General features: G+C 70.1%; 27 protein-coding genes and 1 pseudogene. 10 read left to right on the forward strand and 18 right to left on the reverse strand.

What is annotated here, in order from left to right; all coding sequences use genetic code 11:
• Positions 1 to 67 precede the first annotated feature (67 nt).
• Positions 68 to 547 (forward strand): hypothetical protein, encoded by a 480-nt coding sequence (locus KGA66_RS00135; RefSeq protein WP_211463121.1) that lies wholly within the window; start codon positions 68 to 70, stop codon positions 545 to 547.
• A 135-nt stretch (positions 548 to 682) separates the two neighbouring features.
• Positions 683 to 964 (forward strand): hypothetical protein, encoded by a 282-nt coding sequence (locus KGA66_RS00140; RefSeq protein WP_211463123.1) that lies wholly within the window; start codon positions 683 to 685, stop codon positions 962 to 964.
• 135 nt (positions 965 to 1,099) lie between these two features.
• Here the strand turns inward: KGA66_RS00140 and KGA66_RS00145 are convergent, their stop codons facing one another.
• The 3 genes from KGA66_RS00145 to KGA66_RS00155 are packed head-to-tail and all read right to left on the reverse strand — an operon-like array spanning position 1,100 to position 3,617.
• Positions 1,100 to 2,248 (reverse strand): enolase C-terminal domain-like protein, encoded by a 1,149-nt coding sequence (locus tag KGA66_RS00145; protein ID WP_211463125.1) that lies wholly within the window; start codon positions 2,246 to 2,248, stop codon positions 1,100 to 1,102.
• Positions 2,245 to 3,237 carry a sensor histidine kinase gene (locus KGA66_RS00150; RefSeq protein WP_211463127.1) on the reverse strand — a complete coding sequence of 331 codons (993 nt, stop codon included), beginning with the start codon at positions 3,235 to 3,237 and terminating at the stop codon, positions 2,245 to 2,247. The genes KGA66_RS00145 and KGA66_RS00150 overlap by 4 nt, the downstream gene beginning before the upstream one ends.
• The gene (locus KGA66_RS00155; protein WP_211463129.1) at positions 3,234 to 3,617 is read right to left on the reverse strand and encodes an STAS domain-containing protein; all 384 of its coding nucleotides are present in this window, start codon (positions 3,615 to 3,617) and stop codon (positions 3,234 to 3,236) included. The genes KGA66_RS00150 and KGA66_RS00155 overlap by 4 nt, the downstream gene beginning before the upstream one ends.
• A 277-nt stretch (positions 3,618 to 3,894) precedes the next feature.
• Between KGA66_RS00155 and KGA66_RS00160 the strand changes: the two genes are divergently transcribed.
• Complete coding sequence (locus KGA66_RS00160) at positions 3,895 to 4,332, forward strand: hypothetical protein (RefSeq protein ID WP_211463131.1); 438 nt, start codon at positions 3,895 to 3,897, stop codon at positions 4,330 to 4,332.
• 57 nt (positions 4,333 to 4,389) lie between these two features.
• Here the strand turns inward: KGA66_RS00160 and KGA66_RS00165 are convergent, their stop codons facing one another.
• A complete protein-coding gene (locus KGA66_RS00165; RefSeq protein WP_211463133.1) occupies positions 4,390 to 5,376 on the reverse strand; it encodes an ATP-dependent DNA ligase in 987 nt (328 codons plus the stop codon).
• 203 nt (positions 5,377 to 5,579) lie between these two features.
• Between KGA66_RS00165 and KGA66_RS00170 the strand changes: the two genes are divergently transcribed.
• From KGA66_RS00170 to KGA66_RS00180, 3 genes are read left to right on the forward strand one after another with little or no spacing between them, the layout of a single operon-like run.
• Positions 5,580 to 5,906, forward strand: coding sequence for a PadR family transcriptional regulator (locus KGA66_RS00170; protein ID WP_211463135.1), 327 nt, complete (start codon positions 5,580 to 5,582; stop codon positions 5,904 to 5,906).
• A complete protein-coding gene (locus KGA66_RS00175; RefSeq protein ID WP_211463137.1) occupies positions 5,903 to 6,259 on the forward strand; it encodes a DUF1048 domain-containing protein in 357 nt (118 codons plus the stop codon). Before KGA66_RS00170 ends, KGA66_RS00175 begins: the two co-directional genes overlap by 4 nt.
• Before the next feature lies 1 nt (position 6,260).
• Complete coding sequence (locus tag KGA66_RS00180; RefSeq protein ID WP_211463139.1) at positions 6,261 to 6,587, forward strand: DUF1048 domain-containing protein; 327 nt, start codon at positions 6,261 to 6,263, stop codon at positions 6,585 to 6,587.
• Positions 6,588 to 6,816: 229 nt separating this feature from the next.
• Here KGA66_RS00180 and KGA66_RS00185 read toward each other — a convergent pair whose 3' ends face one another.
• Positions 6,817 to 7,950: a glutathione-independent formaldehyde dehydrogenase gene (locus KGA66_RS00185; RefSeq protein WP_211463141.1), complete on the reverse strand. Its 1,134-nt coding sequence runs from the start codon at positions 7,948 to 7,950 to the stop codon at positions 6,817 to 6,819.
• A 184-nt stretch (positions 7,951 to 8,134) separates the two neighbouring features.
• Between KGA66_RS00185 and KGA66_RS00190 the strand changes: the two genes are divergently transcribed.
• Entirely contained in the window at positions 8,135 to 8,722 is a 588-nt protein-coding gene (locus tag KGA66_RS00190) for a hemerythrin domain-containing protein (RefSeq protein ID WP_211463142.1), read from the forward strand.
• Positions 8,723 to 8,876: 154 nt separating this feature from the next.
• Here KGA66_RS00190 and KGA66_RS00195 read toward each other — a convergent pair whose 3' ends face one another.
• From KGA66_RS00195 to KGA66_RS00235, 9 genes are all read right to left on the reverse strand, one after another.
• Complete coding sequence (locus tag KGA66_RS00195) at positions 8,877 to 9,428, reverse strand: type 1 glutamine amidotransferase domain-containing protein (RefSeq protein ID WP_211463143.1); 552 nt, start codon at positions 9,426 to 9,428, stop codon at positions 8,877 to 8,879.
• 317 nt (positions 9,429 to 9,745) lie between these two features.
• Complete coding sequence (locus tag KGA66_RS00200; protein ID WP_211463144.1) at positions 9,746 to 9,919, reverse strand: hydrophobic protein; 174 nt, start codon at positions 9,917 to 9,919, stop codon at positions 9,746 to 9,748.
• Between the two features lie 116 nt (positions 9,920 to 10,035).
• The gene (locus KGA66_RS00205; RefSeq protein ID WP_211463145.1) at positions 10,036 to 10,176 is read right to left on the reverse strand and encodes a hypothetical protein; all 141 of its coding nucleotides are present in this window, start codon (positions 10,174 to 10,176) and stop codon (positions 10,036 to 10,038) included.
• Positions 10,173 to 10,439 carry a DUF4235 domain-containing protein gene (locus KGA66_RS00210; RefSeq protein ID WP_211463146.1) on the reverse strand — a complete coding sequence of 89 codons (267 nt, stop codon included), beginning with the start codon at positions 10,437 to 10,439 and terminating at the stop codon, positions 10,173 to 10,175. The genes KGA66_RS00205 and KGA66_RS00210 overlap by 4 nt, the downstream gene beginning before the upstream one ends.
• 84 nt (positions 10,440 to 10,523) lie before the next feature.
• Complete coding sequence (locus KGA66_RS00215) at positions 10,524 to 11,036, reverse strand: mycothiol transferase (protein WP_211463147.1); 513 nt, start codon at positions 11,034 to 11,036, stop codon at positions 10,524 to 10,526.
• Positions 11,037 to 11,233: 197 nt separating this feature from the next.
• Positions 11,234 to 12,274, reverse strand: coding sequence for a PfkB family carbohydrate kinase (locus tag KGA66_RS00220; RefSeq protein WP_211463148.1), 1,041 nt, complete (start codon positions 12,272 to 12,274; stop codon positions 11,234 to 11,236).
• Positions 12,271 to 12,681, reverse strand: coding sequence for a ChaB family protein (locus KGA66_RS00225; protein WP_211463150.1), 411 nt, complete (start codon positions 12,679 to 12,681; stop codon positions 12,271 to 12,273). Before KGA66_RS00225 ends, KGA66_RS00220 begins: the two co-directional genes overlap by 4 nt.
• Before the next feature lie 190 nt (positions 12,682 to 12,871).
• Positions 12,872 to 13,207, reverse strand: coding sequence for a hypothetical protein (locus tag KGA66_RS00230; protein ID WP_211463152.1), 336 nt, complete (start codon positions 13,205 to 13,207; stop codon positions 12,872 to 12,874).
• A gap of 234 nt (positions 13,208 to 13,441) precedes the next feature.
• Entirely contained in the window at positions 13,442 to 14,431 is a 990-nt protein-coding gene (locus tag KGA66_RS00235) for a hypothetical protein (RefSeq protein WP_211463154.1), read from the reverse strand.
• 638 nt (positions 14,432 to 15,069) lie between these two features.
• On the opposite strand from KGA66_RS00235, the gene KGA66_RS00240 reads away from it, so the two are divergent.
• Both KGA66_RS00240 and KGA66_RS00245 read left to right on the forward strand, forming a co-directional pair.
• The gene (locus tag KGA66_RS00240) at positions 15,070 to 17,016 is read left to right on the forward strand and encodes a putative Ig domain-containing protein (protein WP_312886648.1); all 1,947 of its coding nucleotides are present in this window, start codon (positions 15,070 to 15,072) and stop codon (positions 17,014 to 17,016) included.
• Positions 17,017 to 17,320: 304 nt separating this feature from the next.
• Positions 17,321 to 18,685 carry a ricin-type beta-trefoil lectin domain protein gene (locus KGA66_RS00245; RefSeq protein ID WP_211463156.1) on the forward strand — a complete coding sequence of 455 codons (1,365 nt, stop codon included), beginning with the start codon at positions 17,321 to 17,323 and terminating at the stop codon, positions 18,683 to 18,685.
• A 182-nt stretch (positions 18,686 to 18,867) separates the two neighbouring features.
• On the opposite strand, the gene KGA66_RS00250 is transcribed toward KGA66_RS00245, so the two are convergent.
• Complete coding sequence (locus tag KGA66_RS00250; protein WP_211463158.1) at positions 18,868 to 19,368, reverse strand: Lsr2 family DNA-binding protein; 501 nt, start codon at positions 19,366 to 19,368, stop codon at positions 18,868 to 18,870.
• Between the two features lie 558 nt (positions 19,369 to 19,926).
• Positions 19,927 to 20,052 (reverse strand): annotated as a pseudogene (locus KGA66_RS00255) (transposase); the annotation flags it as partial.
• A gap of 145 nt (positions 20,053 to 20,197) precedes the next feature.
• On the opposite strand from KGA66_RS00255, the gene KGA66_RS31315 reads away from it, so the two are divergent.
• The gene (locus KGA66_RS31315) at positions 20,198 to 20,989 is read left to right on the forward strand and encodes an ArsR/SmtB family transcription factor (RefSeq protein ID WP_211463162.1); all 792 of its coding nucleotides are present in this window, start codon (positions 20,198 to 20,200) and stop codon (positions 20,987 to 20,989) included.
• 50 nt (positions 20,990 to 21,039) lie between these two features.
• Here KGA66_RS31315 and KGA66_RS00265 read toward each other — a convergent pair whose 3' ends face one another.
• Together KGA66_RS00265 and KGA66_RS00270 are read right to left on the reverse strand one after the other, a co-directional pair.
• Positions 21,040 to 22,383 (reverse strand): glucarate dehydratase family protein, encoded by a 1,344-nt coding sequence (locus KGA66_RS00265; protein ID WP_312886649.1) that lies wholly within the window; start codon positions 22,381 to 22,383, stop codon positions 21,040 to 21,042.
• Positions 22,384 to 22,669: 286 nt separating this feature from the next.
• A complete protein-coding gene (locus KGA66_RS00270) occupies positions 22,670 to 23,881 on the reverse strand; it encodes a glycoside hydrolase family 3 N-terminal domain-containing protein (protein WP_211463166.1) in 1,212 nt (403 codons plus the stop codon).
• Positions 23,882 to 23,910 lie beyond the last annotated feature (29 nt).

Raw genomic sequence — 23,910 nt, forward strand, 5'->3', positions numbered from 1 at the left:
CGTGGAGGCCACGCCTCCGGGTACCCGGTCTCGTCCGGCCTGCACGTGTCGGCCGGACGCGTGACGAGTGGAGCGAACGACGATCGAGGAGAACACCGTGCCGGGAGGCGAGAACGCCGTGCCGAATCACGATCGCGCAGGGTCGCAGGAGAAGACGAGCGTGCAGGAGAAGACGAGCGTGCCGGAAGAGACGGCCGCGCCGGAGGAGAACGCCGCGTTCGGCGGGCAGGAGGGTGCCGCACCGGCGGGCGCCGGGTCCGGCGATCAGCTGCCGCCTCTTGAGGACGCGGGCACGCCGGAGGCGAAGTACGGGGCGCACGGGGACACGGACGCGCAGGAGGAGATCCGGGGTGAATGGCGGCGCGCAGGCGAGATGCAGCGCGAGAGCGATCACCTGCGCGAGGTGCTCGATGATGCGCGGGTCGCGGTGCAGAAGGCGGAGGACGCGGACTCGATGGCGTCCGGCGGGCTCGGGGTGCGGCCACAGGACGTGCAGGACGAGGGATCCGGGCGGGCTGACCGGGACGAGCAGGACAAAGAGCGGTAGCGGGCGCGGGCGCGGGCTCCGCTTCGGGGACGGTCCGGAGGAGGGTCACGAGGAGGGTCACGAGGTAACACGAATAGGTGATTTTTCACCCATTCACACGCTTATCGGCCAGGCAGCCGGTGTTGGCGTCGCGCTTTGAGCGCAGGCGCGCTCAAAGCATGCGCGCCAAGCATCGAGCTGCCGACGGATCGGTTACTAGTCCGTCTTGAGCAGTGCGCTTCACGCAACGGACAGACCAGCGGAACGATCACGGCCGGGCCGCCCGGACCGGGCAGCTTCAGTTGCCCGCCCGGCCAGACGATGTACCTGGTCGCGGTCAGCTACTCCGGTCTCAACTTGACCGGTGAGAACGGCGACACGATCCACCCCACACCCGACCCGGTCTCGCTGAGCGGCCTCATGATCAAGATCCAGTGAGCCACACCCGCGCCGAGTGATCAGCGCTCGGCGCACATGGAACTGACTCGCGCCGGCCCTCCCCTCCGCGGGAGGACCGGCGGGATGCGGGTGCGGGGCCCGCTGGCAGGCGGACACTTCAGGCAGGCGACCACTTCAGGCGACCCGGTACCGGTTCGCCACCGCGCTGCGCAGTTCCAGGCCGAGACCGGCGGCGGTGTTGTCGCCGGGACGGATCGCGCCGCCGCCCGGATCGAGCGTCCCGTCAAAGAACATTGATTCGATGCGGGTGTGGTCGTGGAACCACTCGAGGTGGCGCAGGTTGGGCACCGAGGCCGCGACCGCCGCGTGCGCGTGCGGGGCGCAGTGCCCTGAGATCTGGAGTCCCAGCGCCTCCGCGAGCGCCGCGGCGCGCTGCCAGACGGTGATGCCGCCGCACCGGGTCACGTCCGCCTGGAGGCAGTCCACCGCGCCCGCGCTCGCCATCCGCGCGAAGTAAGGCAGGTCGTAGCCGTACTCCCCGGCCGCGACATCCGGGATGATCGCGTCACGGATCTCGCGCAGCCCGGCCAGATCGTCCGAGCTGACCGGCTCCTCGAACCAGGTCACCCCGAGGCCGGCGAGCACGCGGCCGACCCGGATCGCCTGCTTGCGGGTGTAGCCGCCGTTCGCGTCCACGTACAGTTCCACCCCGTCGCCGACGATCCTGCGGGCCTGCTCGGCGCGCGCCAGGTCGCGCCGCTCGTCGCCGCCCCACGACTCCCCGATCTTGATCTTGACCCGCCCGATGGCCTGCTCCTGGGTCCAGTAGCGCAGTTGCTCCTCAAGCTGTTTCTCGCCGTAGGTGGTGAAGCCGCCGCTGCCGTACACAGGTACGTCCGGGCGCGCGGCGCCGAGCAGCCGGACCAGCGGCAGACCGAGAATGCGCGCCTTCAGGTCCCACAACGCGATGTCGACCGCCGAGACCGCCATCGCGACCAGGCCGGGCTTGCCCGCGTTGCGCACGGCCCGGCACATCGCCTCGTTCGCGGCCGGCACGTCCAGGGCGCTGCGTCCGCGCACGACCGCGGCCAGTTTGTCGCTGATCACGTTGGTGATCGCCGCCAGGCCGTAGGTCCAGCCGAATCCGGTGACCCCGGCGGCGGAGGCCCGTGCCATCACCATGGTGGTCGAGTCCCAGGTCAGCGTGCCATCGCCCTCGGGGCTGTCGGTGGGCACGGTGAACGCGGCCGTGCTGATCGCCTCGATCGGGACGTCCGCGGCGACCGGCACGCCGACGCCGTGCGAGGCCGTGGGCGCGGTCATATCCGGCCGGTCCGGGCTTCGATATGCACGCGCACCGTCGTCCCGTCCTGCGCGGTGGACCTGATCCGCACCAGGTCGCACAGCAGGTTCGCGATCCACAGCCCCGCGCCGCCGTCGCTGCGCGGATCGGGTTTGCGGCGGCCCGCGAGCGGATCGGTGATCAGGCCACGGTCGCGCACCTCGCAGATCAGCTCGCCGCGCTCCCGCCACAGGCGCAGCGTGCCGGTGCCGCCTCCGTGCTTGATGCTGTTGCAGGCCAGCTCGTTCGCGACCAGCACCAGGTCGTCCACCCGGTCCGGCGCGACGTGCTCGTGCGCCGCGCAGGCCGCGACGGCCTGGCGGATGCGCGGCAGGTCGTTCATGCCGAAACCGGTCTGGTAGAGGGTGCCGGTCGGCTCGGACCACGGGGTTGTGTACATAGCCGCCTGGGTGAATTGCGCGTTGGGCTGCCGGGCTTCGGCACTGGTCGGGCGCCCGTCGATCATCGCCGGGTGCGTGTGACGGGCCGTGGCGACGACGTCTGGACCGAGGCTGGACACGTCGTACGGGCACACCAGCCACCACGGCGGCCCGTCGTCGAACGCGGTGTTGAGCAACGCCTCGTGCAGGTGGCATTCGGCCAGTTCCGCCTCGCTGCGGCCCCGCCAGATCGGCTCACCCACGCCCCGGAAGGCCCGAGCCGTCCGCGCGTGCCGGGCGGCCCACTCCTGCCAGACCGGGATGATGCGGGCCGGGTTGCGGCCGACCGTTTCCATGTCGACGAACTGCACGCGCCGCGTGTCCGCGCCCAGGGCGTCGCGCAGCATGCCCGCGCGCGGTTCGATCACGGCGACCATGACGGGCTCGTCGGCTGCCAGCGCGTCCCGCACGAACGCCGCGGTGCGCTCGACGAACTGCTCGGCTCCGGCGTACAACAGCGCCTCGTGCCGGAACCGGCCGGGCTGGGGCGCTTCGCCGCCGTGCGTCCGGGAAAGCTGGTCGATGGTCATGTGCTGAACTCCACGTTCGGGGCGGCGGCGTGCAGGTCCAGCAGCGACCAGGCTCGTCGCAGCGTCTCGTTGGCGCCGTTCACGGTGACGGGCGTCCCCAGTCCGCAGGCGGTCCGGGCTATCGCCCTGAGACTCGCCACGTCGATGAAGCTGAGTTCCCCGCAGTCTAGAACGAGGCCGCCGCCGGCTGCGGAGACGCTACGCATCGCGGCCCGCAGCACGGGTTCCGTACTCAGGTCGGCCTGCCCGGACAGGTGCCAGAGGTTGCCCCCGGAGTTCCAGATCCGAAGCCGGGAGACGACGGAGGCGCCATCGCAGTCTTCGGATACCTCTGTGCCGACGGGGCGCGCGCAAGCGCCCTGGGACTTCGAGGGCTGCATGTCCGGACCTCCTGCGTGCAGCGCGTTCTGGGATTCGCCGGCGCTGCGGTTACCCGCATCCCGCCGGAATATGCGGTCGGACTGTGCGGCGGAGCATGCGGCCGGAGTATGCGCCGGAAACCGCGGCCCGCCCGGGGTGCCGCCGAGCGGGGCCGCCGCCGGCGGCGGGAATCAAGCCGCTGTTGCCAGGACGTGGAAAACTGGACGAACCGGGTACCCGCCTGCGCGCTTCCCGTGCCGTGGTGGACGTCGGCGCGCCAGGCGAAAGGAGCGGATCATGGGCCACGGGGCTGATCTGGGCACCGAGTTGGACGCCGACCGCCGGTTGATCGAGCTTGCCGCGGATCGTTGCGAGGCCGAACCCGACCCGGCCCGTCGGCGCGCGCTGGTCGCGCAGTTCGCGGACGCGGTCGGGCAACACGTTCGACTGACGTCGAAGTGCCTGGCCGGAGCGCTGCGCGAGTACGTCCCCGGCGGTGTCGAGCTCTCCCGCCACACCGAGCGCGTGCGCGACCAGGTCGACTGGACGCTCGGCCGCGTGGCCGAGCAGAACGGGCGCGGCGGCGCCGGCGGCGAGCTGGTGCGCACGCTCGCGCTGCAGACCCGCGGGCTGCTCGACGAGGAGCGCAAGCGCCTGCTGCCCGCACTCGAACAGGCGGTGACCTGGCACGTACTGGAGGATCTGGGCGAGAAGGTGCGCGCCGGGCGGCACTGAGGGAACTGAGGGAACTGATGAGGACATCTCCCGGACCCGGGGCCGGTTCGAGATCGATCAGCCGTCGGCCACGGGCTGGAGTTCCGCGGGGGTGAGGTCCGGACGTGTGCGCAGGAAGCGGGCGGGCTGGCGCCAGCGGCCGGCCGAGTCCACGGTGGCGGGGGCGCTGACTTCGACGACCGTGTTCGGATCCACCAGGGTCACCGGATAGGCGGCACCGGGCTCGAAGGCCCGGGTCAGCAGCTGGTCGCGCCACGGGTGCGCGGGACCGGCCCCCGCGAGCTCCGGGGCCAGTTCGGCCGCGGCGGGTGCGTGCAGCGGCACGGTACGGCCGAGGAAGCGCAGTTGCCGATCCGGTCCGGGAAGACCGACCAGGAGCGTGTCGGGGTGTTCCGGTGTGCCGGTGATGGCGCCGATGACGACTTCGATCGAGTCGCGTACCCGGTACTTGCGCCAGGCGCGCCGGCCCGGCAGATACGGCTCGTGCAGAGCCTTGAAACAGATGCCTTCGATACCCAGGCCGGTCCACGCGGTCAGCCAGAGCGCGGCCTCGGCGGGATCGGTGGTCGAGGGGCACAAGGTCCACGGCGGGGTGAGCGCGAACTCGGCGAATAAGCGCTCGAGCTCGCGGCGGCGCACCAGGTACGGCTCGCGCAGGAGCGAGCGATCGCCGAGATAAAGCAGGTCGAAGGCTACATAGTGGGCCGGGTGCCGCGCCGCCAGCGTGCGAACGGCAGCACGGCGCCGGCCCTGACGCTTGAGTAAGAGCTTGAAGTCGAGTCGGCCCTCGTTCCAGATGACCAGCTCGCCGTCGAAGGCGACGTCGCCCAGCCCGGCAGGCAGCGCGAGGGCGGCATCGACGATCTCCGGGAACGACTCTGCCAGGCTCCTGCCACGCCGTGAGACGAGCTGAACCCTTCCGCCGGCGCCGCGGGCGAGCAGGGAGCGGAAACCGTCCCACTTCGGCTCCGCGGCCCACCCGGTCGGCAGCCGGGGGGAGGCGGTGGGAGCGGCCAGCATCGGCTCTCCCGGCAGTTGCGTCACCCTCGACAGCTAACACGAGCCGTATCCGAGCGCACCCCGCCTGCCGCCGTCCGGGCGAAAGTCGGTTCGAGCACCTCAGCGGGCGTTTGCTCTGGGCTCGCGCCTCCGGGCTGGTCGTTCACTGGGCACGGCCATCTACTCGGTGGTACCGTATAGTGGTACTCGGTACTACCGAGTACCACGAGGGTCGAGTTGGAGGCGTGATGGACGACCTGACGGAGATGCTGAAGGGCACGCTCGAAGGCTGCGTGCTCGAAATCATCGGCGGCGAGGAGACCTACGGCTACGCCATCACACGCCGGCTGAACGAGCTCGGCTTCTGCGACGTCATCGAGGGGACGGTCTACACCATCTTGCTGCGGCTGGAGCGCAACGGACTGGTCCAGGTGACGAAACGACCATCCGAGGTGGGCCCGCCGCGCAAGTTCTACGCGCTCAACGACGCCGGACGCGAGGAGCTCGCGAAGTTCTGGGCGAAATGGCAGTACGTCTCATCACGCATCGACAGGCTCAAGGAGGGCGGGAGATGAACTTCTGGGAGACCATCACCGGCAGCGATCTCACCAGGGAATGGAAGTCGTTCGAAGCCCGGGCCGAACCGCTGCCGGAGGACTACCGGGCAGCGTGGGAACAGGTCAAGGGGCACCTGGTCCCCTACGCGGGCTTTGCGGGTCGCAGCCTGATGCCGATCCTCGACGCCGCGCTGGGACTGCTCGAAGAAGCTTCGGCGGACGGGCAGAGCATCCACGAGGTGCTCGGCGACGACATCCCCGGCTTTTGCGCGGCCCTGGCCGGCGCAGAAGGGGCCCGCACCTACCGCGACCGTTGGCGCGAGCAGTTGAACCGGAACGTCGCGAGGAAACTGAGCAGGCTGGGAGGCTGACGTGGGCATCCAGGACATCATCGAGGGCAAGAAACACTGGCGGGCGCACACGGCTCGGGTCAAGGCGCTGCCGCCGGACTACCAGATCGTCTACAAGGAAATGCAGAGGTACCTGTTCAAGGTCGGACCGATCGACCTGCCCGACGGGAACCTGCTGCCCGGAATCGTCGACTTCTTCGAGGAGGGCGCCGCGGCCGGCAAGGGAGTCCTGGAACTGATCGGCAGCGACATCGCCGCCTTCTGCGACGACCTGATCAAGGACTCGCCTACCCACGCGGACGTCTATCAGGCCCAGAAATCCGCGCGGTCGCCTCGCCCCGGCGATTGACGCACGCGGCCTCAGCCCACGTAGCGGCGGGCCGGCGACCGGCGCTGCGGTGGTTCCAGCAGCCGCGGATCGCCGCATGACGAATGACGCATGACGCATGAGGCATGAGGCATGACACATCGGCCGGACCGAGCGGTGCGGTCCGGCCGATGCCGGTCACCTGAATCAGCTGCCTGTCGGCGCTCTGATGACAGTTCCCTGTCAGCCGCCTGTCAGCCGCCTCCCGCGGTCACGGGTGCAGCACCACCTTCGTCCAGCCCTCGTCGCGGTGATCGAAGTGCCGGTAGGCGTCCGGGGCGTCGTCGAGGCCGACGTGGTGCGAGACCAGGAACGACGGCTCCGCGCGCCCGGCGTGGATCAGGTCGCGCAACTGCCGGTTGTACGCCTTCACGTTCGCCTGACCGCTGCCCATCGTCAGGCCCTTCTGGAAGAAGGTGCCCAGGTCGAACGCGACCCGGCCCTGCCTGCCCAGTTCGTCCGGCGAATGCGGGTCGCTCGGCACGTAAACGCCGACCACGCCGATCGTGCCGGTGGCGCGCACCGAGCGCACCACATTGTTGATCACCATGTCCGGGTGCTCGTCGCCGCTCGGGTCGTGCGCCTGCCAGCCGACGCAGTCGCAGCCCTTGTCCGCGCCGCGACCGCCGGTCAGCTCCATGATCCGCTCGACCGGGTCGCCCTCGTTCGCGTCGACCGGCACGGCGCCGATCTTCTCGGCCAGCCGCAGCCGGTCGCGCTGGTGGTCGACCAGCAGGATCTGCGCCGCGCCGCGCAGCGAGGCCGAGTAGGCGGCCATCAGCCCGACCGGGCCCGCACCGAAGATCGCCACCGAATCGCCGGGGCTCACCCGCGCCAGCTCGGTCGCGTGGTAGCCGGTCGGGAAGATGTCCGCGAGCATCACGTAGTCGTCCTGGCGTTCCTGCGCGTCCTCGGGCAGGCGCAGGCAGTTGAAGTCGCCGAACGGCACCCGCAGCAGTTCGGCCTGGCCGCCGTTGTACGGCCCCATCTCGGCGTATCCGTAGGCGCCGCCGGCCATGCCGGGGTTCACCGTCAGGCAGAAGCCGGTCAGGCCGCGCTCACAGTTGCGGCAGAAGCCGCAGGCGATGTTGAAAGGCAGACACACCCAGTCGCCGACCTTGATCCGCACGACCGCCGACCCGACCTCGATCACCTGTCCCAGGTTCTCGTGGCCGAGGATCTTTCCCTCCTCCACGCTCGTGCGGCCCTCGTACATGTGCAGGTCCGAGCCGCAGATGTTGGTGGCCGTGATGCGGACCAGGACGTCCGTGGGCGCTTCGATCCGCGCGTCGGGCACCTGCTCGACCGCGACCTGCCGTTCGCCCTTGTACACCAAAGCCCTCATGCTCACGTCCCTTCGGGGTGGTTGCTTTCGTCGGTTTGTGCTTCGTCAGCCGCCCGGCTGCCCACCGCGATGCGGCACAAACAGGCCAATCCGTCATTTCATCTCATCCACCGCTTCGGACCGTTTGATCCATCAAGGCCGGGTACCCGGCGGGTCGCGAGTACCCCACCAGAGAGGGAGCACTATGAAGCACGCAGAGAGGGAGCGCATGGAAGCCGCGAGGCTGCCCGAGGGCAACATCGTCGGACTCCTGCTCGAACAGCACGCCCGTATCCGCGAGTTGTTCATCGCCGTCAAGGCGTCTACCGGCGATCAGAAGCAGCGCAACTTCGACGAACTGCGCGAACTGCTGGCGGTACACGAGGTCGGCGAGGAAATGATCCTGCGGCCCGTGTCGAAGGACACCGCGGGCAAGGAGGTCACGGACGCGCGCAACCACGAGGAGGACGAGGCGACGCACGTCCTGGCGCGTCTCGAAGGCATGGACGTGCACAGCGCCGAGTTCGACGCGGAGTTCTACCGTTTCGAGCAGGCGGTATCCGACCACGCCGAGCACGAGGAGAACGAGGAGTTCCCGACCCTGCTGGCGCAGCGCACCGAGGCCGAGCTCAAGCGGCTGGGTGACCGGCTGCTGCGGGCCGAGAAGGCGGCCCCGACGCATCCGCACCCGAGCGCCGCAGGCTCTCCCGCCATGGTGAAGGCGGCCGGCCCGTTCGCGGCGATGCTCGACCGCGCCCGCGACGCGGTCAAGAAGAGCTCCGAGGATCACTGACCGGCGGCGGATCGCTGACCGGCGGCCGAGCCGGCGAGCGAGCGCAACACGACACGACCGGGGCCGGTGGCGGGAGATCGCCACCGGCCCCGGTCGTGCGCGCGCGCCGAATTCGCCGAACACCACAGAATGACCGCGCCGCTGTGCTCGGGGCCTACGGGATGCGCTCGAGGTACGCCTCACAGAACGCCTTCAGGTCGTCCGGTTTGCGGCTGGTCACGAGGCTGCTGGGCCGGCTCGTGCAGACCACCACCTCCTGGTCCACCCAGGTCGCGCCCGCGTTGCGCAGGTCGGTCTGGAGGCTCGGCCACGAGGTGAGGGTGCGCCCGTCGAGGGTGCCGGTCTCGATCAGCGTCCAGGGGCCGTGGCAGATCGCCGCCACCGGCTTGCCGGCCTCGACGAACCTGCGCACGAAGGCGACGGCCTCCGGCACGGTGCGCAGCTTGTCCGGGTTCGCCACCCCGCCGGGCAGCACGAGCGCGTCGAACCGGTCGGGATCGGCGGCCGAGAGCGGCTCGTCCACGTCCCACTGCGCGGCCCGGTCGAGATGGTCGAACAGATCGACCTTGCCGGGTCTCGGGGAAACCAGCACGGGAGTCGCCCCGGCGTCGAGCGCCGCCTGCCACGGATCGCGCAACTCGACCCGCTCGGTGCCCTCGTCCGCGACGAGGAAGGCGATGCGGCGACCGGTGAGGTCCTTGGTCATGAGAGTCACTCCGTCCGGTTGGTCGGGATGAAAATGGGACAGACGCGGGCACCGCACGGTTCGCGGTCCCGCGCGGCTACCCGAGCGCCGCGACGGCCAAACCAGGCAATCCGGGCTCTGGTATCCAGGCGCGGACGCGGACGCGCGGCGCCCGTCCGGGAAGCAGCGCTCATTATCGCGGCTCGGGCGCCGAGCGCCGAGCGGCCGTCCGGAAATCCGCCGCATACCGGAATGCATTTCGAAAATTGTGCGCGGGCGCGCGGGAACGGCCGACCCGGAAGACCGGACCGGCCGCGTTTTCCCTACAGCAGGTTTGATTACCAGCGCCCGTACCAGCGGCGGCGGCCACCGGACATCTCGCCGCCCCGGAAGCCGAAGCCCACCAGCCAGGCGACGAAGACGATCAGCGCGATCCACCACAGCACGTGGACCGCAAAGCCGAGGCCGCCGAGAATCAGCGCCAGCAGCAGAACGAGCAGAACGACACCCATCTGAGTTCTCACTCCTTTGATCACGTGCGTGATCGGATCTCTTGTATTGCGCCGTGCCTTCCGCCGCTCGGATAACCACTTCACGCGGAACCAAACAGGTGTGCGTGGGAGCGTTTTCAAAATGCACGCCGCGCGGCGGCGTCCCCGTTACCGGTGGTGGCCGCACCGGCTGCCGCGAGATCGATCATCGGCTGACCGGCTGCCGGCGCCGCGGTATCGCGGGCGATGACGACGTGGAACCCGGCACCGGCGGTCACGCCGGCCAGGTACCGGTCAAGCGGCGCACACCGGCCGCGCCGCCACGGTCCACCGCGGCCCGGACCAGGGCGAAGATCGTGCCCTGCAGCGCGGAGGCGACCAGCACCTCGCGCCAGCCGCGATCCTCGTCGGTGGGTTCCGGGGCCTCGCGCTGGTGGTCGACCAGCCGCCACACCCGCTTGAACACCGCGCCGGCCACCATGCCGCCGCCCATGCCGATGGCCATGCTGAGAGGTTTGTAAGCCGCCTTGCTCAGGTTCACCGCGTTCTCCTCACGTGCCCTATCAGAGACGTCAGGCTCCCCGCGTCACCTCTCGGCGGCCGATCAAACCACCCCTTCGAACCGTCAGGGGCGCCGCTCCAGCACCCCACGGATGAAGGCGGCCTGGCCGGCGTGCTGCAGGGTGTCGGAGACGACGCTGACAAGTCGGACGCCGAGGCTCACCGGCGGATCCCAGGACTCGTCCACGATGCGGTCGAAGTCCCGGTCGGCCAGGCCGCGCACCTGCTCGATCGTCTGCGCGTACACCGCGTCGTAGTAGCCGGTCAGCAGTTGCGCGGACTCGATCCGCACCGCCGCCACGTCCTCGGACTTGTGGCCGTATCCGATCGCGTTCGGTTTGAACGGCAGGTCGAAGCGCTCGTGCCAGCCCTGCGCGGTCCATGCCTGCTCGACGTCGAGGGCGTGCGCGACGTGATCGTCCTGGACCCGGGTCAAGTGCCACAGCAGCCAGCCGATCGAGTTCGCGTCCGGGTCGAGCCGGTGCGCGAGTTGCTGCGCGGTCAGGCCCTCGGCGGCCCTGTGGACGACCTCCTGGACGCGACCGAAGGCGTCGACGATCAACTGCGCACCGTTCACGCTGGCTCCCTCTAAAAGGTGCTTGGCACACGCCGGGCGGTATACCCGGCCGTACTGGTGTGCCGCGCCGGAAATCCGTCAGTGTTCGATCAGAACGTTACCCAATCTCGTCGTCAGAGGCGGAGCGCGCCGGGGGCTTGCGGCGGTGTATCCGCCCTCCGGCCGCGCCCGCGGCGGCGCGTGCCGGAGTGTCCGCGTCATCGGGTGACGGGCGAGACGACGGGCAGCATGGCCAGCCGCGCTTGCAGCGTCTCGGCGGTCATCCGCGGGCGGCCGCCGCTGTGCTGCACGGTGAGCCCGGACGCGGCCACCGCCCAGCGCCCCGCCTCCTGCGGCGGTTCACCGAACGCGAGGGCGCTGGTCAGGGCGGCGACGAAGGAGTCACCGGCGCCGGTCGTGTCCATCGTGTCGGTGTCGTCGAGGGGGTAGAAGACGTGGCCGCCCTCCCAGGCGAACAGGTTGCCCTCACCTTCGACGGCGAGCGCCACCAGTTCTGGGCCGCCGGCGGCGTCCACCAGATCGCCGGCCGCGCGCACGGCGTCTTCCACGCCGTGGATCTGGCGGCCGGTAAGCAGCTCGGCCTCGTGGGCGTCCGCGCGCAGCACGTGCGCGTTTCGCAGCAGGGCCCTGCGGTGCTCGGGACGTGGCGCACCGTCGAGGACGACCCGGCAACCGGACGCGCGGGCCAGCGCGGCGGCGGCGAGGCAGGCCGCGGCGGGCTGCTGAAGCTGGATCACGGCCGAGTCCGCGCCCGTCAGCAGGCGGGCCGCGGCCTCGACGTCGGTCCGGGTCAGCCGCACCGCCTCGGGCAGGTCTTCCAGGTAGCGCCAGCGGTGCTCACAGTCCAGGACCTCGACGATCAGTCCGGTGGCGGTGCCGGTGCGCCGCACGACGCAGGAGACGTCGATGCCGTCGGCGCGCGCCTGCGCCAGCACCTCGTCGCCGGCCCGGTCGTCGCCGAGCACCGCGACCAGCGCCACCGGTACGCCGAGCCGCGCGAAGGACACCGCCTGGTTCGCGCCCTTTCCCCCGAGCACTTCGCGATGCGTATGCACGACCGCGGACGTGCCCGGCTGCGGTAGTTCGTCCACGGGCAGCACCAGGTCCCGCCCGGCCTGACCGAAGACGACCACCTCCGGCTTCGGCTGCGCTTCGCCGTCGGTGGGGTCGGCCTCGGTGGGCTCGGCGTCGGCGTCCGCGGCTGCGGCTGCGGCTGCGGCTGCGGCTGTCCCGGTCAACGCGAACTCGGCTGCTTCGCGCGTGTCTCGCCCCGGTTGGCCTTGCGGATCGCGTCAAGCAGCTCACCGCGGCGCATCGTGGAACGGCCGGAGATGTCGAGCTTCTTGGCGATGTCGTAGAGGTGCCGCTTGCTGGCGTGCTCGTCCACTCCCTCGCCGCTGCGGCCGCCGGCCCGGCGCGGCCTGGCCGACCGCGGATCGGACGGTCCCTTGCGGCCGCCCTCCTTCTGCTCCCAGTGGTCGCCCACCTTCTCGAAGGAGTGCTTGAGCGCCCCGAAGGCGACGCGGTGCGCGCGCTCGCCCTCGCCGTACTGATCGACGGCGCTGTCATGCGCCTCGATCCAGGTGCGCTGCGCCTTCGCCGGAGAGCGGCGCAGCGTCGACGGCAGTTCCCGGCGTCCCGGCATGTCGCTAACCTCCTGTCGATCCTCGGTCGCGGTGGCTGCGCACCGAGACCGGCGGTATCACCCTGATCAGCGCCGAGTGCCCCCTACGTGCGTGCGGAAACCGCCTCCCGGAGACCGCGAAGCGCCCCGCCCGGGCGCCACCGGATGCCTCAGAGGCGCTGGCGCGCGCGGTGCTGTCCGCCGCTGCGCGCTACCGCACGACGATAGTCACCTGCCACTTCGTTCCGTCCGGAAGGGAACTGGCCAATGTCGTGGACCCGGGATGCGCGCCGACGAACACGCCCGGAGTGACGTTCACCGGGGGTGTGAACACTCCCGAGTTCCCGTAGCCGACCACCGCGCTGTCACCGACCGCGATCCGTGCCCAGCGGGTTCCGGCCGCGGCGTTCGCCGGCGCGGTGAGGAAGACGTCCAGGATCTGTCCCGGCGCGAGGCAGAAGGACCCTGAATCGCTCTCGCTCAGGCTGCCGGCGGCGTGTGGCAGGGTCGGTGCTTCAGGCGCCTTACATGAAGGGGCACTCGACACGGCCGCGGATGGCGTAGCAGAGCTCGAACATCCGGCCGCGGCGAGCGTGCCGCATGCGAACAGCAGCAACGAACAGAACCTTGCAGCCGCCGCGCCGATGCGGGGTTGACGATTCGCCATATGAGGTTCCTGAGCTTTCTACCGGCGTCTAAAGGCGCCGGGCGGCGACGTGTGCCGCCGGCCCGGTACTGCGGGCCGGCGGCACACGCTGTGTGGATCGAACCGGGCGGATCGTCAGTGCTGGTTGGTCGCGCTGGTGTAGTAGGTCACGCAGTTGCCGGCGCCGCCGTTGTAGTTGTTGCTGAACTCCGACTGCACGGCGAAGTACGCGCCGTTCATGCCGATGATCGCGGACTTGCCCTGTCCGCTGGAGATCCAGGCGCACTTGTCACCGGTCTCGTAGCCGGCGTTGTCCAGCCAGCCGCTGCCCGCCTGCGGGTCGGTGAGCGTCTCGGCGTACTCGTGGCCGCCGACGATCGTGACGCCCTCGGTCGAGCCGCTCACGCCGTTGCTCGTCGCGACGAAGTTGGCGCCGCAGCCCGAGCCGGCGTCGGTGATGTACGGGAAGTTGGTGTAGGGCACGTCGGCGCCGCTGGAACTGGCGGTCACGTCGTGCCAGGCGCAGTACTGGGTCTTGAAGCCGGAGGGCACCACGCCGTGCGGCGAGTCCACGATGATCTGGATGTTGTCACCGGACACGCCGAAGTGGGACGCGGCACGCTTGGCCTCGGCCGCCAACTGCGAGTCGGAGGGCCGCTTCGGCGCCGAGGACGCGCTGTCCAGCCAGGTGCCGGCGACCGGGTTGCTGGAGGGGTGCCCGACGTGGGTGCCGGAACTGCCGCACTGCGTGGTGCCGACGGACACGCCCTCGCAGTACTGCGTCTGCGAGGTGAAGTAGGTGTCGCCGCTGCCGTAGGCGTGCTGGAAGAACGACAGCTGCAGGGCCGCCTCGCGCGAAGGGTCACTGGTCACCGTCGAACCGGTGCCCCACTGGTTGCCCCAGTACACGATGTAGATCTTCGGGCTGGTCACGACGGTCCCCCCGCCGTACGCCAGCAGGCCGCTGCCGCTGGCCGCCTTGGCGGCGACATGCTGGTGCGCGCTCGCGACGAGCGCGGCCTTGTGGCCGGTGGAGGTGGCTGCCTGGGCCGGAACCGCGAAGGCGGCGAGGGCTGCCGCGGTGGCGGCCAGCCCGACGGCGCCGGTGGATATGCGGTGGCGCATGAGTCTTCTCTCCTTGTCGGAAGACGTGGAACACTGAGGCGATGGCCTCGCGGCCTATCAAAGGTCTGGCTGCGGCTCCCGGCAATGCGTAATTCACCAATAGTTCGCCGCGTCTTGGCAAAGACCTGACAAAGTCGTTGCCCGGGTGCACGTACGGCGATCACAGCCCCACGCGCAGTCGACGTCGGCGCCGCGCCGCGATGACCGTGCGGAAATCCGCTGGAAACCAGTGGTCTGGGACCGAAGGTAAAAGGAACGCCTGTTTCGTCAGGTATCGTTGACCGGCACATGGCGCGGCGCTAATTTCCACCTCAGTGCCCGGCTAAGCCGGTCGCGGCGGTCGTCGCGGCCATACCCACCCACGAGCACTGATTTCTACCGACGACCGCCCCGCAGGGATCCTCCCGAACGGGGCGGCGGCGCACGCCAAGCGGTCGGATCGGGCCCGACTGCACCACACCCACACGTCACTTCCGTCCTCCCCGAGTGTTCCTCCGACGTTGGCACGCGCCAAACCGATCGGGCCGGGTCCCAGGGTCATGCGGTGATCCCGCAGCCCCGGCGACGCGTGCCCGGACTCCCGTGCGGCCGGACGCACCCACATGCGCCGCCGCCACCCGAGATAAGGGGATATGCAGGTGACCCACCCACCGCAGGCCGCTACGCACCGCCGCAGCCTGAGAGTCACGCTGGCCGCTGCAGCCGGCTTCGCCCTGGCCACCGGAATGACGGTGACCGCGCTCGCCCCGGCCGCGTCGGCCGCGACCTCGAGCCCCGCCTCCGCTTCCGCGGTGGCCAATCCGTACTCCCCCGCCTATCAGCACCCGTACCGCCACGGCGTCCTGCCGACCATCGGGCAGCTGGCCAAGATGAAGCAGTATCAGGCCACGCACCCCGCGGCGACCACGGCCACCGGCCCCGAGACGCTGTCCTACGGCGGCGGCATCGACGGCATCGGCGTGCAGAGCGGCCACTCCAAGGTGTACCTGGTCTTCTACGGAAACCAGTGGGGCAGCTCCAGCACGGACTCCAACGGCAACCTGAAGTTCAGCGGCGACGCGGACGGCGCGGCGGGCGCCGCGCAGCAGATGTTCAAGGGCATCGGCACCGGCGGCGAGCTGTGGTCCGCCGACCTCACTCAGTGGTGCGACGGCCCGAACGTCTCGTCCGGCGCGACCAGCTGCCCGAGCAACGCCAGCTTCGTGCCCTACCAGAGCGGCGGCGTGCTGGCCGGCGTCTGGTACGACAACTCCGGCGCCTCGCCGAGCGCGGCCAGCGGCCACCAGCTGGGCCAGGAGGCGGTGAACGCCGCGGCGCACTTCGGCAACACCTCGGCCTCCTCGAACCGCTACGCGTACTACGTGATCCTCTCCCCGCACGGCACGAACCCTGACAGCTACCAGGGCCAGTACTGCGCGTGGCACGACTACAACGGCGACAGCACCCTGACAGGTGGCGCGGTCTCCTCTCCGTACGGGGACATCGCCTTCAGCAACCAGCCGTACAACATGGACTCCGGCGCGGGCTGCGGCGTGGGCTTCGTCAACTCGCCCGGAACCCTGGACGGCTGGACGATGACCCTCGGCCACGAGTGGCACGAGATGATGTCGGACCAGAACCCGGCGGGCGGCTGGACCAACCAGACCGGCGGCTCGTACAACGGCCAGGAGAACTCGGACGAGTGCGCCTGGCTCAGCCCCGGCACCTCCGGCGGCGCCGCGAACATCACCTTCGGCTCCTTCGGCACCTACGCCGAGCAGGCCAGCTGGTCCAACGACACCAACAACTGCGCGATCTCGCACGCGATCCTCACCCACGGCGGCTCCGGCAACACCGTCTCGGTCAGCAACCCCGGTTCGCAGAGCTCGACGGTCGGAACCCCGGTCTCGCTGCAGATCAGCGCCTCGGACTCCGGCGGCGCGAGCCTGACCTACAGCGCCAGCGGCCTGCCCGCCGGCCTGTCGATCAACTCCGGCAGCGGCCTGATCTCCGGCACGCCGACCACCGCGACGAACTACAGCACCACGGTGACCGCCACCGACAGCACCGGCGCCTCCGGCTCCGCCTCGTTCAGCTGGGCGGTCGGCAGTTCCGGCGGCACCGGCGGCTGCACCGCGGCGCAGCTGATCCGCAACCCCGGCTTCGAGACCGGCTCGGCCAGTCCGTGGTCGCTGACCGCGGGGGTGCTCAACAGCAGCAGCTCCGAGCCGGCGCACAGCGGCAGCTGGGACGCCTGGATGGACGGCTACGGCAGCACGCACACCGACAGCGCGGCGCAGTCCGTTTCGATCCCCTCTTCGTGCAAGAGCGCGAGCTTCTCGTTCTTCCTGCACATCGACACCTCGGAGACCACGACCTCGACCGCGTACGACACGCTCAAGGTGCAGGTCCTCAACAGCTCCGGCTCCGTGTTGAGCACGCTGGCCACGTACTCGAACCTCAACCACAACTCCGGCTACACCCAGCACAGCTTCAGCCTGGCCTCGTACATCGGCCAGAGCGTCACCCTGAAGTTCACCGGCAGCGAGGACTCCTCGCTGCAGACCTCCTTCGTGCTCGACGACAACGCGCTGAACGTCTCCTGACGTTCCAGCCGCTCGGTCGCCGGCGTTAGGCGGCAAGGGGCGGGGCGAGACCACGGTCTCGCCCCGCCCCGCGTCTTGTCTTGACGTCCGTTTGTCTTGACGCCCATCTGGTTTAACAGTTTAATCAAAGCGCGAAATAAGCCGCGGACCCGTCGCGCGCGCCAGTTCGGCGCTGCGTGTCCCATCGGGGAGGCGGCCTGGTTCCAGCCGTTCGGCGCGGCGGTCTCTGGATGCACACAGGACAGGGAGCTCGCTTCCCTCTCCGTACCCATACTCACCTCACCCTCCGCAGAAGAGACCTGTCATGCGACTGACTCGCACCAAAGCGGTCCTCGCCGCGCTGCCCGTGGTGGCGGCGGGCGGCGCGCTGCTGTCCTTCACCGGGGCCGCCGAGGCGGCCGGAGCGTCCCTGCCGGCCCATTTCGCCGCCCCCTACCTGCAAGTGAGCACCGGCGACGTCGGCGACATGAGCGCCGACATGAGCGCGACCGGGCTCAAGTACTACACGCTGGCCTTCCTGATCCCGCAGTCCGGCTGCACGCCGATGTGGGAGGACGGAAACTACTCGCTGGGCACCTTCAACTCCCAGATCAGTTCCCTGCAGGCAGCCGGCGGCCAGGTCATCGTCTCCTCCGGCGGGGCGTCCGGCGGCGAGCTGGCGCAGACCTGCACCAGCGTCTCCTCGCTGACCGCCGCGTACGCGAACATCGTCAACACCACCGGCGCGACCCGGCTCGACTTCGACATCGAAGGCAGCACCCTGAGCGACACGGCCGCCACCTCGCGCCGGGACCAGGCGCTGGCCGCGCTACAGCGGCAGAACCCGGCGGTGCAGGTGGACTTCACCCTCGGCGTCGCGCCAGGCGGCCTGCCCACCGGCAGCGGCTCGCAATACGCGCTGCTGCAGGACGCACAGAGCAACGGCGTCAACGTCAGCATCGTCAACATCATGACGATGGACTTCTACGACGGCCAGCCGGTGCTCGGCGACGCCGAGTCGGCCGCGCGCAACACCGCCGGCCAGCTCGCCGGCCTGTACGGCATCTCCACCTCGGCGGCGTACGCGAAGATGGGCCTGACCCCCATCGCGGGCACCAATGACGACGGCGCGTACTTCTCGCAGAGCGACGCGCAGAGCCTGGAGAGCTTCGCCGCGTCCAACGGCGTGGCCGAGCTGGCGTTCTGGGAGGTCGACGGCTACGACAAGCCGACCGGTTACGCCTACTCGCGCATCTTCAACCAGATCACCGGCGGCAGCTCCGGCGGCGGCGGTGGCGGTGGCGGATCCGCCGGTCCCGGCGCGATCACGGGTTATCAGGGCCTGTGCCTGGACGACCGCAGCGCCAGCACCGCGAACTACAACCCGGTCCAGGTGTACACCTGTAACGGCACCAACGCGCAGAGCTGGACGCTCACGTCCGGCAACCAGCTGCAGGTGCTCGGCAAGTGTCTGGACGTTTACGCGGCCGGCACCGCCGACGGCACCCAGGTCGACCTGTACGACTGCAACGGCACCGGAGCACAGACCTGGGTGCACCAGTCAAACGGCGAATATGTGAACCCGAACTCGGGCAAGTGCCTCGACGACACCGGCTGGGGCGGTTCCGGCACCCAGGTTGAGATCTGGACCTGCGCGGACTCGGCGAACCAGCAGTGGAGCCTGCCGTAACGGATCCGCGCCGCGGTCCGTCGGACAACAGCCGAACGAGCGGGGCCCCTCGCCTCGACGTACTGCCGCCGCGAAACACCGCAGGACGCCCGGAGCCGGCGGACACGACGCGGCCGCGCTCCCCGGTCACCGTGCCGGGGATCGCGGCCGCAGTCCGTCGCAGCGGATTGATCCGTCGTCGGCTACTCGTGCGCCAGCGTGTACGCCGAGCGGATCCGGCCGGGGATCGCGCCGCGCTCGCCGATCTCGAAGCCGTTGGCGCGGGCCCACTCCCGGATCTCGGAGGTGCCAGGCACGACCGGCCTGGGCGCGCGCCGCGGCGTCGCCTTCACCCGGCCGCCCTTGACCGCGCTCTTGACCGACGCGGGCCGCCGCCCGTGCCGCGCCGGACGCGGCGCCGCCTGGGGCTGCGCCCACTCGGCCGACTCCGCCGGCTCCTCGCTCTCCGACTCCGCTTCCTCCGACTCGTCAGCATTCTGCGTTTCACCGGATGCGGGCTCCGGCTCGTGCCCGGCGTCCTCGGTCGGATGCCGCGCGGTGATCACCGGGCCGAAGAACTCGCGCAGCTTCTCCACCCCGGCCGGGGCGAGATCGAGCTTGATCGTCTGCCCGGCTATCGTCACATCACAGATCTCCACGTCACGGTCCGTGCCCGTGATGTCGCACACTCGTTTAAGCGCCACCGGCAAATCCTTTCGGTTGTCTAATTCGCATACCTTAACGCGGTCGTCAACCGGCAAGTCATTTCTGACAAGGGTATCCGGTAACAGTTCGGAGCACGCATCGACCCTGCACACCGGCCGAACCGCCGCCGCTTCGCATCCCTCTCGCGTCGTGAGCGCACACAAGGAAAGTCATTCGAAAAGCAGACTTCTGATACCTGGAGCCGAATTGGCTGGTGCCGACGGCGGCGCGGGCTGGGGAAACCCCGTGGACACAGCGGTGGTTAGGCGAAGACTAAGACGAAGAACTCCCGTTCTATCGGCCGCCCGTGCCGCGAAACCGTTGCGCTGCGCATGGACGGCGGCGCGGTGCGCGAAGCTCAGGGGCACAGCGGCGCAGGAGGTCAGGGTCGAGCCGTCGCCGCCTTCAGCAGCGTCGTGCAGGGATCGGCCGCGGCGGCGGGGGCCAAAGCGAGACCGCCGCAAGCTCGACGGAGCTATCAAATCCCTGATGTCACGACGAGCACCGAGCACTGCCACTCAGGTTGAACTCGTGATCTCGTGGTCGGCGAGCGGCCCTCGCCGCACCAGGGACCAGATGCCCTCAACCGGGTTGAGCTGCGGTATGTAGGGCGGCAGGTGGTAGACGGTCAACCAGTCGTGCTCGGCGATGAACCGGCGCATCCCGGCGGTGCGGTGAGTGTGTGTCCGTGCCGCCCGATGACCTTCGGTCATTCAGGCTACGCCCTTGGCAGCCTCCGACCTTGACAGGCAGCCGTCTGGCTGCCTAACTTAAAGGCAGCCCAAAGGCTGCATATCGACAGGCGGCAGCCGTACTACGAGGACGGCCGTGGACGAGGTGTTCAAAGCGTTGGCCGATCCGAGTCGGCGCGCGCTGCTCGACTCGCTCAACGCCCGCAACGGGCAGACGCTGCGCGAGCTGTGCGCCGGACTCGAGATGGCCAGGCAGTCCGTCAGCAAGCACCTCGCGGTGTTGGAGGAGGCCGGGCTCGTCACCACGGTGCGGCGGGGCCGGGAGAAGCTGCACTACCTCAACGCCGCGCCCGTGCACGAGATCGCCCACCGGTGGATCAGCCGCTACGACCGGGCCAGGGTCCAAGCCCTGGCGGACCTGAAACTCGCCCTGGAGGAGACCCCGATGGACGCGCCGACCTTCGTCTACACCACCTATATCCGCACCACCCCGCAAAAGCTCTGGCAGGCGCTGACCGAGCCCGCCTTCACCCGCCGCTACTGGGCCACGGCGTTCAGCACGGACTGGTCCGTCGGCTCGCCGATGACCTGGGACAACCACGGCGTGGTCATCGACGATCCGCAGCAGGTCGTGCTGGAGGCCGAACCCTACAGTCGGCTCTCCTACACCTGGCACGCCGTCACCGCGGAGCTCGCCGAGCGCTTCGGCTGGGACGAGCAGCTGCTCGCCCGGCTGTCCGGCGAGGCTCGCTCAAAGGTCACCTTCACCATCGAGGAGGCCGGGCAGGTGGTGAAGCTCACCGTCGTGCACGACGGCTTCGAGCCCGGATCGGGCCTGGCCGAGATGGTCAGCTATGGCTGGCCGAACGTGGTAGCGAGCCTGAAGACGTTGCTGGAGACCGGCGAGCCCCTGCCGGACGACGCCTGAGTGCTTGGATCATGGAGCGGCGACGCGCACCCTGCCGACGCCGTCGGAGGTCAGAACCGCGGGCGGTGGCCGCTCCAGCCGGGGTGCATCAGTCGCATGTGCGTCAAGTCGTCGCGGCGGCGGATCCCGCAGGTGAGGTACTGCTCGTGCAGGCGGGCCAGCGCGTCGCGGTCGAGTTCGACGCCGAGACCGGGGCCGTCGGGCACGCGCAGCGAGCCGCCCTCGAACCGCAGAGCGCCGGGACGCACCACGTCCTGCGCCTCGTGCGGGCCGCCGCCGAAACCGCGCTGCCACGGCGAATGCGTGTCCAGGGCGTAGGTCAGGTTCGGGGTCGCGGCGGCCAGCTGGGTCATCGCGGCGAGACTGATCCCCAGGTGCGTGTTCGAGTGCATCGACAGCCCGAGGCCGAAGGTCTCGCACAGGCCGGCCAGGCGCTGCGAGGCGCGCAGTCCGCCCCAGAAGTGGTGATCCGAGAGCACGACGCCGACCGCGCCGCGGCGCACCGCCTCCGGGATATCAGCGAACGACGTCACGCACATATTGGTCGCCAGCGGTAGCGCGGTCCCGGCCGCCACCTCGGCCATGCCGGCGATACCCGGCGTCGGGTCCTCCAGGTATTCGAGCTCTCCTTCGAGCTGCTCGGCGACGCTCAGGCTGGTCGCCACGCTCCAGTTCGCGTTGGGGTCGATGCGCAGCGGATGGTCCGGAAAAGCGCGGCGCAGCGCGCGGATCGCCTCGACCTCCTGCTCCGGAGGGAAGACGCCGCCCTTGAGCTTGAGGGAACCGAAGCCGAACTCGTCCACCATGCGCCGCGCCTGCGCGACGATGCCCTCCGGGTCGAGCGCCGCGCCCCAGCCGTCGGGTTCGAAGTCGCAGCCGCCGCCGGCGGGATGCTCGGCCCACTTGTAGAAGAGGTATCCGCTGTAATCGACCCGCTCGCGCACCGCGCCGCCGAGCAGGTCCGCCACCCGCCGCCCGGTCGCCTTGCCCTGCACGTCGAAGCAGGCCACCTCGAAGGCGGCGACGATCTGCGCGACGGTCTTGTCCGCGCCGGTGGGGCCGATCAGCTCGGTGGGGTTGGAGGCGGTGAACGAGCCGAGCGACGCGGCCGCCCTGCGGGTCAGGCCATTGATGTCGAAGACGTCGAGCCCGGTCAGCGCGCGGGCCGCGCGCCCGAGCAGGTCGAGAGTCGGGTCGTCGCCGTATGCCTCGGACAGGCCGGTGATCCCGGCGTCCGTGTGCAACTCGATGATCGAGCGCAGCGCGTAGGGCTGGTGGCAGCCGGAAGCGTTGAGCAGCGGGGGGTCCTTCACCGCGACGGGCGTGACGGTGATGGCGGTGACGGTGAGCCGATCGGCTCGTGCGGCCGCCGGCGTGCTGGTCTCGTCGTGCACTGGCTTACCGTCCCTCGTCCCGTCCGTACGGCCCGACCGGCGGCCCGACCGGCGGCCCGGCCGTGCGCGCATGCGGCCGGGACCCGGCATCCCCACGGCAACGATTCACGTATGTGAATGACGGCCATGTGGATGAATTGATCTGCTCAGGAACATACGCGCGCCCGCGCCCGCCGGTCAAGGCGGGACGAGGGCTGCGGCCGGTCGCGGCCGGCAGCAGGCTGACGAACCGCGCCGGCAGCGACGGGCCAGCGGCCCGGTGCGCGTCCGCGCGGCTCAGCACGGGTCAGAACAGGGCGGCGCGCAGCCAGCCGATGCGCTGCGTCGCGGTGTGGAAGTCGCTCGACTTGAGCGTGCCGTCGCCGAGCGCGGTCGCGAGCGCGTTGCGGGCGCTCTGCCCTTGGGCCACGTCACGCGCCGAGCACAGGATCAGGTCCATTCCGGCGGCCGCGGCCTTCACCGTCCGCTGGGCCGTGGTGCCATATGCGCTCAGCGCGCCCGCCTCGAGCGCGTCCGTGATGGTCACCCCGCGGAAGCCGTTGCGGCCGCGCAGTTCGCCGCCCACGATCGTCGGCGAGAGGCCCGCGGGCAGGTTCGGGTCCAGCGCCGGGTAAAGCGCCCACGAGCACATGACCAGCATGACGCCGGCGCTGATCGCCGCCGGATAGGGCACCTCGTCGGTGGAGCGCAGCTGGGCCTGCGAGACGTTCAGCGTCACCGGTTGCAGATCGGTGTTCTGCGAGGTCGTCGCCGAACCGAGGCCGGGAAAGTGCTTGGCCGTGGCCGCGACCCCGGTCGCCTGCTGCGCGCTGATGAACGCCGAGCCGAGCGCGGCGACAGCGGCCGGATCATTGCTGAAAGAGCGCTGATACTGGTCGATGAAGTCGCCCGCGGAGTAGAACACGTCGAGCACGGGAGCCAGGTTGACGTTCATGCCGACGCCGCGCAGATTGCGCCCGGCCCCCGTCCCGCCCGCACTCGCCGCGGCCACCGGGTCGGCCGCCTGGCCCATCTGCTTGGCCGAGAGCGTCGGCTCCCCGGGCAGCCGGCGCACCAGGCCGCCCTCCTGGTCCGTCATCAGCAGCAGCGGCAGCTTGATCGGTCCGCGGGCGGCGGCCTGCCGCAACTGGGAGATCACCCCGGCGATCTGGCTCTCGCTCTGGATGTTCTCGCCGAAGAAGATCACCCCGCCGACCAGCCCGGCGCTGATGTCGGACAACAGGCTCGCGGGCGGCGTGACCCCGGAATACGAGAAGATCACGCGCTGACCGGCCAGTTGCTGACCGGACAGGCCAGGCGGAAAGCTGACCAGCGCGGCGCTGCCCGGCCGCGCGATCGGGTGGTGCGCCGAGCTGTCCTGGCCGCCCTGGTGCCACCGGCCCAGCACCCCGGCCAGGCCCAGACCCACGGTGCCCGCCAGCACCGCGCGCCTGCCCGGGTTCCCCCCGGGGTCGGCGACATGAGGGCTCTTCGAACGACGGTGGGCCGGTTCGGGCATAGGGTGAGTTTACCGATCGGCCCCGTAAT

Source organism: Actinocrinis puniceicyclus (assembly GCF_018283645.1).
GTDB classification, from domain to species: domain Bacteria; phylum Actinomycetota; class Actinomycetes; order Streptomycetales; family Catenulisporaceae; genus Actinocrinis; species Actinocrinis puniceicyclus.

Bases quoted from the DNA above. Each gene is read 5' to 3' on its own strand.
- KGA66_RS00175 (WP_211463137.1), top strand. From the start codon at position 5,903: ATGAACTTCTGGGAGACCATCACCGGCAGCGATCTCACCAGGGAATGG.
- KGA66_RS00170 (WP_211463135.1), top strand. From the start codon at position 5,580: ATGGACGACCTGACGGAGATGCTGAAGGGCACGCTCGAAGGCTGCGTG.
- KGA66_RS00145 (WP_211463125.1), bottom strand. From the start codon at position 2,248: ATGACCGCGCCCACGGCCTCGCACGGCGTCGGCGTGCCGGTCGCCGCG.
- KGA66_RS00150 (WP_211463127.1), bottom strand. From the start codon at position 3,237: ATGACCATCGACCAGCTTTCCCGGACGCACGGCGGCGAAGCGCCCCAG.
- KGA66_RS00235 (WP_211463154.1), bottom strand. From the start codon at position 14,431: ATGCGCCACCGCATATCCACCGGCGCCGTCGGGCTGGCCGCCACCGCG.
- KGA66_RS00200 (WP_211463144.1), bottom strand. From the start codon at position 9,919: ATGGGTGTCGTTCTGCTCGTTCTGCTGCTGGCGCTGATTCTCGGCGGC.
- KGA66_RS00225 (WP_211463150.1), bottom strand. From the start codon at position 12,681: ATGCCGGGACGCCGGGAACTGCCGTCGACGCTGCGCCGCTCTCCGGCG.
- KGA66_RS00195 (WP_211463143.1), bottom strand. From the start codon at position 9,428: ATGACCAAGGACCTCACCGGTCGCCGCATCGCCTTCCTCGTCGCGGAC.
- KGA66_RS00190 (WP_211463142.1), top strand. From the start codon at position 8,135: ATGAAGCACGCAGAGAGGGAGCGCATGGAAGCCGCGAGGCTGCCCGAG.
- KGA66_RS00160 (WP_211463131.1), top strand. From the start codon at position 3,895: ATGGGCCACGGGGCTGATCTGGGCACCGAGTTGGACGCCGACCGCCGG.
- KGA66_RS00270 (WP_211463166.1), bottom strand. From the start codon at position 23,881: ATGCCCGAACCGGCCCACCGTCGTTCGAAGAGCCCTCATGTCGCCGAC.
- KGA66_RS00155 (WP_211463129.1), bottom strand. From the start codon at position 3,617: ATGCAGCCCTCGAAGTCCCAGGGCGCTTGCGCGCGCCCCGTCGGCACA.
- KGA66_RS00185 (WP_211463141.1), bottom strand. From the start codon at position 7,950: ATGAGGGCTTTGGTGTACAAGGGCGAACGGCAGGTCGCGGTCGAGCAG.
- KGA66_RS00245 (WP_211463156.1), top strand. From the start codon at position 17,321: ATGCGACTGACTCGCACCAAAGCGGTCCTCGCCGCGCTGCCCGTGGTG.